This is a genomic window from Candidatus Sulfotelmatobacter sp., assembly GCA_036500765.1.
GTDB lineage: Bacteria > Acidobacteriota > Terriglobia > Terriglobales > Acidobacteriaceae > Sulfotelmatobacter.
In genome coordinates this window covers 1-1,841 of the sequence record DASYBM010000014.1, presented here as the reverse complement: position 1 = coordinate 1,841, position 1,841 = coordinate 1, and the positions used below count along the sequence as shown (strand labels likewise).

The following is a 1,841-nucleotide window of genomic DNA, read 5'->3' as shown; positions in this document are numbered from 1 at the left end:
GTTGCGGCACGCTGGAGCTTGGGGGGCCGAGTACGTCGCCTCACATGAATGTCGATGCGAAGAGCTGACTTCGCCCGCATCAGTTCCCCCCGCATCAGTTCCCAAGGAATTTCAGCGCGACTTAGTGCGAGTTGCGATCGTAACGCATTTCTCGAACGCTGCAATTATCTTGTAGTATAACCCACCCAATCTCTTTGTTTCGATCACTACGATACGCGACTCACGATATAATTCGAAGATCACACCCCGTGAAAGCGAATCGTAAGGGCATAAAAAAGGTATAAAACTGGTGATCATACTCCTAATTCGAACGTAGTACTACCTAATGACCTCTTAATTTCTCTGAATTTCCTGCCTCTCCATCTTGCATAAGCAGTGTTACGGCCAAACTTTTGCCGAGCCAAACTCGCAAATTTGTAATCCTTCTAATGCTGCACCGCACCAAGGTAGTTCCATGTCGATGACGGGATCCGACGCTTTCAACTGGTTCGAAATACCGCGGCCCTTCATCGAACCAACGCTGCGCGCCCTGAGGATGGGGAATACCGCGCTCGATGCGCTCTTTTACGACGTTAACACGATGGTGACCGACCTGTTCTTGCATGGCTCGATCGTTGTGAAGGGAACAGACATATCGCCCCGCTCGCGGTTCTCCGAATTGACCAGGGGCTTCAGCCAACTCGATCTCGGTGCGTTGTCCAATCCGGCAGGCACGATCTTGGTCGTGGACGCCGGACGGCCGCCGCGCATTACGCAGTTCGAGGAGGTCGGGAATTTCATCAGCTGGGTCAAAGAGCACGGCCAGAACCTCAGAAGCGCTTCTGTCACCGGGGTCGGCAGCTCTGCCCTCGGTTCTGCCGCCTTCGCCTGGAATGTCTCGAAAGCGCTCGACGAGCCAGTCGTCGCCATCGTGCCAGGCTACGGGGTTGCAGACGCGATTCAGCAAGGGTTCGAAGGCTGGTTCGGAGTGTACAATTGGTGGGTCGAGCGGATTGCGCAGCAGGTCCTCGGGCACACAATGCCGCTGGCAGCTCGATCGGCCCGCCAGCTAATGGTGACTGGCGCGGACGACGCCGGGGCGAGTACCGGTGCACCTGTATTATGGTGTGGCGGCTGGTCTTCCCTTCCGACGTGGTGCAAGCAAACCTCAAACGTGCTGCACGCAATCCTCAAAGACGTGCCCAACGTCAAGCGTGTTTTCGGCCACAGCAAGGGGGGGGTGGCTATCAAGAACGCTATCCAGCGGCTGCCGCGGGAAATGACCCAGCGCCTACACGTAGTGACCTTCGGATGCTCGATCGCAGAGGATACGCCGACCGCCGGCTATTCGCAGTTTCTAGGGGTGCTTGACGGGCTCGGGCTAATGACCGCCTTTAATCCGTCGCATACTCTGATCCCCACGCATCACAGTACCAATACAAGCATTCCGCTCAGCATGCCTGTCTCCGTGCTTACGCGACTGGCGATGATGAAGGAGGCGGCGGCGCAGCCGCCCGTCATCACGTACCGGCTGATCGAGGAGTTGGGGGCGAGGACAACCCGTCAGCCTATTCTCGTTGCCCGCCAACGCAAGGAAGAGGGCAGCGAAGCCTCCATGGAACGAATCTATGCATATACCGACGTCGCCGGCTGACGCCGTCAAGATCATCCCGGCCGGCCGCGCGTCGCGCTCAGCTCGGCTCCGGAGGAAACTGTTGTCCTGCGAAATACTCCAACTTCAGGAAAACGGGTATGTCTGCTGACAAGGCTGAATTGCTGCAATCTTTGCGTATCGAGCGACCAGACGCGGTCCCGAAGCCCACGCCGCGACGCCGGTGGCCGGTTCGGATCGCCGTCGTGGT

At 57.7% G+C, this 1,841-nt stretch carries 1 protein-coding gene; it reads left to right on the top strand.

The annotated features are described in order from the left end of the window. The first annotated feature begins 454 nt into the window (after positions 1-454). A complete protein-coding gene (locus VGM18_15965; protein ID HEY3974500.1) occupies positions 455-1,633 on the top strand; it encodes a hypothetical protein in 1,179 nt (392 codons plus the stop codon). Positions 1,634-1,841 lie beyond the last annotated feature (208 nt).